Origin of the sequence: Streptomyces nanshensis (genome assembly GCF_001751255.1) — a bacterium.
Classification (GTDB): Bacteria; Actinomycetota; Actinomycetes; order Streptomycetales; family Streptomycetaceae; genus Streptomyces; species Streptomyces nanshensis_A.
This window is the reverse complement of record NZ_LJGW01000250.1, coordinates 1,255-9,178: the sequence shown is the minus strand read 5'-3', so window position 1 is coordinate 9,178 and position 7,924 is coordinate 1,255. Positions and strand designations below refer to the sequence as shown.

Annotated in this window: 5 protein-coding genes (1 of these 5 cut by a window edge); 1 reads left to right on the top strand and 4 read right to left on the bottom strand. The window is 72.8% G+C overall.

Going from position 1 to position 7,924, the window contains the following annotated elements; genetic code table 11:
* Positions 1-381 precede the first annotated feature (381 nt).
* Together AN218_RS14635 and AN218_RS14630 are read right to left on the bottom strand one after the other, a co-directional pair.
* Positions 382-1,566: an acyltransferase family protein gene (locus AN218_RS14635; protein ID WP_070017325.1), complete on the bottom strand. Its 1,185-nt coding sequence runs from the start codon at positions 1,564-1,566 to the stop codon at positions 382-384.
* Between the two features lie 440 nt (positions 1,567-2,006).
* The gene (locus AN218_RS14630; protein WP_070017324.1) at positions 2,007-3,050 is read right to left on the bottom strand and encodes a tetratricopeptide repeat protein; all 1,044 of its coding nucleotides are present in this window, start codon (positions 3,048-3,050) and stop codon (positions 2,007-2,009) included.
* 443 nt (positions 3,051-3,493) lie between these two features.
* Here AN218_RS14630 and AN218_RS14625 point away from each other — a divergent pair, with 443 nt between their 5' ends.
* Complete coding sequence (locus tag AN218_RS14625; protein WP_070017328.1) at positions 3,494-5,821, top strand: terpene synthase family protein; 2,328 nt, start codon at positions 3,494-3,496, stop codon at positions 5,819-5,821.
* Positions 5,822-6,025: 204 nt separating this feature from the next.
* On the opposite strand, the gene AN218_RS36085 is transcribed toward AN218_RS14625, so the two are convergent.
* Both AN218_RS36085 and AN218_RS14615 read right to left on the bottom strand, forming a co-directional pair.
* A complete protein-coding gene (locus tag AN218_RS36085) occupies positions 6,026-6,649 on the bottom strand; it encodes a hypothetical protein (protein ID WP_070017323.1) in 624 nt (207 codons plus the stop codon).
* Positions 6,650-6,712: 63 nt separating this feature from the next.
* Positions 6,713-7,924: the 3' portion of a sensor histidine kinase gene (locus tag AN218_RS14615; RefSeq protein ID WP_476755962.1), read on the bottom strand. 90 nt of this gene lie beyond the right edge of the window; only the last 1,212 of its 1,302 coding nucleotides appear in the window; the start codon falls outside the window, past its right edge; the stop codon is at positions 6,713-6,715.

The following is a 7,924-nucleotide window of genomic DNA, read 5'->3' as shown; positions in this document are numbered from 1 at the left end:
CGGCCGGACGGCGCGGTCCGCGGGCGGGTCCGGCGGATCTGGCGGGTCCCGCGGGGGATCCGGATGTCGGAGACGGTACGTGCACTGTCGGGGTCCTTCCGGTGCGTACGGCGGCGGTCGGCGCGCACCGGGCCGTAGACGTCCGGCCCGGCATGCGCCATGTCCGGGTTGCGGACGTGTCGTACCGGAAAGCTAGCGGGCGCCGCTCCAACAGGGAACGGACGTGCGGCAGTTGGCGGCGGGACAGCGGAGGGACGGCGGTGCACGGCAGGGGCGCCGGGCACGGGCGGGGAGAAGCCGAAGGGGCCGGCCCGGTGGCATGTGCGCCGCCTGACCGGCCCCTCGACCGACGATCTGCACCGGCCGCGATGTGCTCGCGCCTCAGCTCCGTACGCGCTCGCGCGCCGAGGCCGACGGGTCGCTGCGGAAGGCCCATGTCATCTTCGGCTCCATCGCGAACCGGAAGGCACGCTGCACCGGCGGTGTGCACAGCGCGGTGATCAGGGCGGCGGCGAGGCAGGTGACGCCGATCGCGCCGAGCGGGGTGTGCACCCAGTCCACCTCGTACCAGTCCCAGAAGCGCGAGCCCTTGGCGACGAAGCCGTGCAGCAGATAGCCGTAGAGCGTGCCGGCGCCCAGTGCCGTGAACCACATGTGGCGCCCCGGCACCCACGCCAGGAAGCACGCGGTGAGGACCATCGAGCAGCCGAAGAGCGCGAAGGTCATGATGACGCCGATCCACCACGGGGCGCCCATCTCCTGGGCGCTGTTGTAGTGGTAGAACCACGCGGCGTTCATCCGCTCCACCGCCCAGTACGCCACCGTCAGCGCGACCAGGGCCACCGGCAGCGCCAGCAGCCGGGCCCGGCGGGTACGCACCAGGTCGAAGTGCTCGGGCTTCAGGTGCAGTCCGATGACGAAGAACGGCAGGAACTGCAGGACGCGTTGGAGGTCCAGGTCGTCGCCGATGTCCGGGGAGACGGACGCGAGCACCGCCACGGCGAGGGAGAGCGCGACGGGCCAGCGCACCGCCTTCCACAGCGGCGTCGTCAGCCGCCAGATGAACAGCGCCGCCAGGAACCACGTCAGATACCACGGGTCGAGCAGGCTGAACGGATATCCGGGATCGTCGTCGGCCCAGCGCTTGAAGAGCGTGTAGGCGACCTCGAAGAGGACGTACGGCACGGCCACGCCCGTCACCAGCCGCTTGAGCTGGTGGGGCCTGCCCTCGAAACTCCGGGAGAAGTAGCCGGAGATCACCATGAACGCCGGCATGTGGAAGGCGTACACGAAGATGTAGAGCGCGCCGGCGGCGCGCGATCCGTCGCGCAGCGGCTCCCAGGAGTGGCCGAGCGCGACCAGCACGATCGCCAGGTACTTGGCGTTGTCGAAGTACGGGTCGCGCTGCTTGCGCTTCGGCTTGTCCGCGGCGGCCGGCTGCGGCGGGGCGCCGGGGGAGGCGCCCTGCCGTGCGGCGTCCGGCGCCGGCGCGTGGCCGGAGGAGGACGCCGTACGCGCCGGGGGAAGCGGGGTGCGGGCCGCGGTGGTCTCTGTCTCCTGCTTCACGGGACCTCCCGGAGGAGCCGTGACGGAGCGGACGCTTCAGCGGCCGGTACGGAACAGGGGGAACCGGGGGAGGGGAGGAGCTGGGGGAGCATCGGCATCACTGTAACCGTGCTGATCAAGCTCGCAAATCCGCGCCGCGCGGCGCCTGTTGACTGCCCGTCAGGACGCGGGGGTGTCGCGGCCGTGACCGTTCCGGTGCCGGTTGCCGTGCGTGTCGCCGTGCGTGCGGCGAGGGTTCCGGTGCTCTTTCCGGGGGCGGTCCGGGTGCGTCTCTTCCGGGGACAGTGGGTTCGTCGCACTCGTGTCGGGGTCATGGTTCACGCGTTCCCCGCGAACGGCCGTTCCGTGCACGGAACTTCGGTCGCCGCGCGTCGGAGTCCCCCGTCCGCGTCCCCCGCCCGGGGGCCGGCCTCCGCCTCCGGCCCCCGGTCGACTCCCGTTCAGGCGGCGGCGATCGCCGGTGTCAGGCCGAGTTCCGCGCGTGCGCCGTCCGTCAACTGCCGTGCGTGCCGCAGCCCGATCGCGTCGAGATCGCGGTGGAGTCCGTCGAGGTCGGCGGCCGTACGGGCGGGTTCGCGGCCCAGCCGTGCGTGGGTCTTGACGAGGCCGAGCCGGGCCAGTGCCTCGCCGCGCCGCTCGCCCATCGCGAGGAACTCCCGCCGCGCCCGCTCGTACGCCGTACGCGCCTCGGGGTAACGGCCCGCCCGGTAGAGGACGTTGCCGCGCATCTTGTGGTTGTAGGCGAGCGCGCCGGCCAGATCCATCGTGCGGCACAGCGCGGCGGCCTCGGTCAGCAGCGCGAGCGCCCGTTCGGTGTCGCCGTCGCGTACGGAGAGCACGTCGGCGACGCCGCGCAGCGCCCAGGCGCGTCCCCGGTGGTCCTCCGCCTTTTCGGCGATCGCGGCGGCCTCCTCGAACATCGCCAGCGCCGCGTCGTACGCGCCGGTGTTGCGCCGCATCTGCGCGATCCCCTCCAGCGCCCAGACCATGTGCCGGGACTCGCCGCGCTCGCGCGCCTCGGCGAGGAGCTGTTCGTGGAGGGCGTCGACGGCCTCGTAGTCGCCCTGGATGCGTCCGGTCTCGGCCAGCCCGGCGAGGGCGTAGCCGCGGGCGAGCACGTCGTCCGCGCGGTCGCCCAGCTCGGCGGCGAGCGCCAACAGGCGGCGGGCGAGGGCCATTTCGCCCCGCTGGCGGGCCAGCGTGCCGCCGCTCCAGGCGGCCCACGCCATGGCCGCGGGGTCGTCCGCGCCGCGGGCGGTGCGGTAGCTCGCCTTCCAGGCCCGTTCGGCCTCGCCGGTGTTGCCCAGCCGCCGGTGCGCCTCGGCGACGGCGAGCGAGCAGCGGGCCGCCTCGCGCGGGGTTCCGTGCCGCTCGGCCGTACGCAACTGCTCGGTCGCACGGACGAGTACGTCGGCGAGAGAGGAGTTGACCGACAGCGAGCCGAGGGCGCCCTGGTACTCGGGCGCGAATGCCTTGCCGTACATGCTTCCCTTCCGCGGTTCTGTGGGGGGCTGTTGATCGCCGTACGTCTATACACGGCACGTATACATCGCGTGTATAGACGCTGCCGTGGGGCGGAGGGGTTGCCCGGTGCGGAGGGTGTTCTTCCGAGCGTTGTTCCGTGCCGTGTTCCGTGTGGTGTTCCGGGCGTTCTTCCGTACGCCGTACGGGAGTTGAGGCCGGGCGGCGTGATCACGGCGCCGCTGCCCGCGTCAGTTCATATGACTGTTTTTCGGCGCGGATAGGGCGTCACCCGCTCGGGTAGTGCTGGGCTGACCGGGGGCGGGGGCGGATACAGGGGACGCGGCGACACGGGACGCGGCGACACGAGACGCGGGCGCGGAGACGCGCGTACGCGGAAAGGCCGGGGCGATCGGTGACAGCGGGAGCACGGGACGGGAAGCCCTTCGAACTGCCGGACTTCTATATGCCGTATCCGGCGCGGCTCAATCCGCATCTGCGGCGGGCGCGCGAGCACTCCACGGCGTGGGCCCGCGACATGGGCATGCTGGAGGGGTCCGGGATCTGGGACGAGGACGACCTCGCCGCGCACGACTACGCGCTGCTGTGCGCCTACACCCATCCCGACGCCTCGGCGGACGACCTCTCGCTCGTCACCGACTGGTACGTGTGGGTCTTCTTCTTCGACGACCACTTCCTGGAGCGGTTCAAGCGCACCCCCGACCGTGAGGGCGGCAAGGCGCATCTCGACCGTCTCGCCGCCTTCATGCCGGCCGACCCGGGGGCCGGGATGCCCGAGCCGGAGAACCCGGTCGAGGCCGGACTGGCCGACCTGTGGTCCCGTACCGTGCCGCGCATGCCCGGCAGTTGGCGCGTGCGGTTCGCCGAGAGCACGGAGAACCTGCTGGGCGAATCGCTGTGGGAGCTGTCCAACATCGGCGCGCACCGCGTGCCCAACCCCGTCGAGTACATCGAGATGCGGCGCAAGGTGGGCGGTGCGCCCTGGTCGGCGGGGCTCGTCGAGTTCGCGGTGGGCGCCGAGGTGCCCGAACAGGTCGCGGGAGCACGGCCGTTGCGGGTGCTTCGCGACGCGTTCTCCGATGCGGTCCATCTGCGCAACGACCTCTTCTCGTACCAGCGCGAGGTCGAGGACGAGGGCGAGAACAGCAACGGCGTGCTCGTGCTCGAACGCTTTCTGGAGTGCTCGACGCAGGAGGCGGCGGAGGCCGTCAACGACCTGCTGACCTCGCGGCTCCAGCAGTTCGAGAACACCGCACTGACCGAACTGGGCCCGGTCCTGGCCGAGTTCGGCGTCGGTCCGGAGGAGAGCGCGGGGGTGCTGGCGTACGTCAAGGGGCTCCAGGACTGGCAGTCCGGCGGGCACGAGTGGCACATGCGCTCCAGCCGCTATATGAACGACGGTTACGCCGGTGGCGGTGACCGTGGCGGCGGTGCGGTGGAGGGCGACGCGGCCGCCGCCGTCGCGCGCTTCGCGGCACGCGGCGTGGAGCCCTGGCTCCGGCCGACCGGGCTCGGCTCGTCCGCGGCCCGGCCGTTCCGGGGCGGTGCCCCCGCCGTACGGACGACGCCGCGCGCGGAGGCGGCGCGGGCGCGCGGCTTCACGCACGTCCCGTACCAGCGCGTGGGCCCGTCCCGACTGCCGGAGTTCTGCATGCCGTTCACGGCCCGGCAGAGCCCGCATCTGGACGCGGCACGGCGCCGACTCGTGGAGTGGGCGCACCGTATGGGCATCCTCCGGCCGCAGCCCGGGGTGCCGCTGTCGCACGTCTGGGACGAGCGCCGCATCGTCGACATCGACCTGCCGCTGTGCGCCGCGGGCATCCATCCGGACGCCACACCGGACCAACTCGACCTCAGCTCCGCCTGGTTGGCGTGGGGCACATACGGCGACGACTACTACCCGGCGGTGTACGGGCGTTCGCGGGACCTGGCCGGCGCCAAGACCGCCACCGACCGGCTGGCGCTCTTCATGCCCCTGAACGACCCGGCGGAAGCGGCGAGTTCGGCCGGTCGGGCCGCTCCGTCTGGTTCAGCCACTCCGCAGCCCGCGAACGCGCTGGAGCGCTCGCTCGCCGATCTGTGGACCCGTACGGCCGGACCCATGCGGCCGGAGGCGCGCCGTGCGCTGCGCCGGTCCGTCGAGGACATGACCGGCAGTTGGCTGTGGGAGCTGGCCAACCAGACGCAGCACCGCATCCCGGATCCGGTCGACTACATCGAGATGCGCCGGCTGACCTTCGGCTCGGATCTGACGATGAGCCTGTGCCGCCTGTCGCACAGCGAGGGCATCCCGCCGGAGGTCTACCGCAGCGGGCCGCTGCGTTCCCTGGAGAACGCCGCCGCCGACTACGCGGCGCTGCTCAACGACGTCTTCTCGTACCAGAAGGAGATCGAGTACGAGGGGGAGATCCACAACGGGATCCTCGTCGTGCAGAACTTCTTCGGCTGCGACTACCCGTCGGCGCTCGGCGTCGTACACGATCTGATGACGTCACGCATGCGGCAGTTCCAGCACGTCGTCGCGCACGAACTGCCCGTCGTCTGCGACGACTTCGCGCTGGACGCGGACGCGCGCAGCACACTCGCCGCGTATGTGACGGACCTGGAGAACTGGCTCTCCGGCATCAAGGTCTGGCACGAGGGCTGCCGCCGCTACCGCGAGGAGGACCTCCGCGACGGGCCCGACCCGCAGCGGCGCCGCCCCGGTACGCCGAGTGGGCTGGGCACGTCGGCGGCCCGTATCCCCCAACTCGTCGGTCGGTACGGGGAGTAGACGGAGCCGTCGGGCGGCCGGAGGACGCGGAGCACCGACGGCCGGGGCCGGGGCGGGCGTGTACGGCGGCCGGATGCCGCCGCTCGTCCGCCCGTACGGCCCGTACGGCCCGGCCCCGGCCGGTGCGGTGCTGCGCGCGTGCTCGGCGCTCAGCCCTCAGCCGTCCGCGTCAGCCGCCGGCTCTCCGCCGTCGGCTCCTCGCCCTCAACTCTCCGCGCTCGCACCGCTTTCGCTGCTCCCGCTGCTCCCGCCGCTCTTCTTCTCGTCGTCGCTCCCGCTCTTGCCCTCGTCCTGCTTCGCGCACCAGACGCGGACCTTCTTCAGGCCGTCCTCGCGGTCCTTGAGCCGTACCTTCAGCTCGCGGCGGTCCTCCAGCCGGTCACCGAGGAAGCTTGCGATGACGCCGTGGCCGGCCTTCTTCGCGTTCTCGACGCGCTTCTCCAGCCGGTCGACCGAGCCGCGGACGCGCACTCCCGCGTCGAGCCGGCGCTGAAGCCGGTCGATCCGCTTGTCGATCTTCGGGGCGCGCTTGCACAGCGCCTTCGCGCCGTCGCTCTTCGGGGCGTGCTGCGCGAGCCGCTTGTGGTGCCCACGCCGCTCCTTGCCGCCCTGTGCCTGCTCGTCCGCCTGTCCGTCGCCCTGTTCCTCGGCCCCGTCCCCGTCCCCGGCCCCCGCTTTGGTCTGCGTCTGCTCGCCCGCCTGCGCCGTCCCGGACGACGCGGGGCTCGCGTCGTCACCGGTCGTGGCGACGGCCGCCGCGGCGCCGCCGGTCGCCAGCAGCGCCGCGACCGTGGACAGGGCGACGACGGTGCTCTTGGTCTTCCTCATCAGGTCTCTCCTCCGTGTCGGTACGTACGGCACGAGTACGGATCGCCCGCGCGGCCGGTGACGCTAGAGACCCTCTTTGTGAATTCCTTGTGAGCCGGAGGCCGTTGTGATGAGCCAGTCCCGCCGCTCCGGCAGCCCCGGGCCGCCGGGGGTCTGCTCGTGCGGAGCGAGGGGGACGCGTACCTCGACGCGGGTGCCCTGCCGTCCGTCCGGGCGCTCCCGTATCTCCACGGTCGCCCGGTGCAGCGCCGCCTGCTGTGCGACGAGGGTCAGGCCGAGCCCCGAGCCGCTGCTGTCCGGGCCGCGCCGGAAGCGCTGGAAGACGGCGGCGCGCTGCTCCTCGGGGATGCCGGGCCCGTCGTCGACGACGGTGAGCACGGCGACCGGCCCGGAGGGCGAGGTGTACGGACGCACCGCGACCTCCACGCCGGGAGGATGCTCCAACGCGCCCGTACCGCCCGGGCGTTGGGCCGGCGGCACGGCGCCCCGCCCGTGACCGAGTCCGTGGCCGAGTCCATGACCGAGTCCGTGGACGAGCGCGTTGCCGACGAGGTTGTCGAGCAGCGAGCGCAGCCCGGGCTCCCAGCCGTGCACCGTCAGTCCCGGCTCGGCCGCCGTCAGACGCACCGGCGCCGTACGGTCCCGCCGTCGCGCGTCGGCGACCGCCGCCTCCGCCACCTCGGCCAGGTCCAGCGGGCAGAAGGCGTCCGCCTCGACGAGGTCGCCCTGTCCCAGCTCCCGCAGCATCACCAACAGGCCCAGCAGCCGCGAGTGTTCGCGGTGCAGATCCTCCAGGACCTCTTCGCGGTCCTCGCCCGCGAGGCGGGGGTGCGCGGAGAGGATGTCGAGGTTGGTGCGCATGCTCATCAGCGGCGTACGCAGTTCGTGCGCGGCCGAGGAGGAGAAGGAACGGGCGGTGGCCAGCGCCTGCGCCGTGCGCGCGGCCTGCTCGTCGTAGCGCGCGAGCACCGTACGCAGCGTCTCCGCGAGGTCGTCGACCTCCGTGATCCTCGTCGGGGTGTGCTCCAGGCGCGAGGTGTCGGAACGCGGATCGAGACCGCTGGTGCGCTGCTGGAGCCGGCGCAGCGGCCGGCTCGCGCGGGACGCGGCGGCCCATGCCAGCAGCGCCGAGACGGGCGCGGCGACGATCGCGACGACGGCCACCCGCCGCCGTACGAAGGCGAGTTGGGCCCGGCCCGTGGTGTCGGGCGAGAACAGCCACAGGGTGCCCTCGGCCCCGGATCCGGCCCCGGATCCGGCCCCGGATCCGGCGCC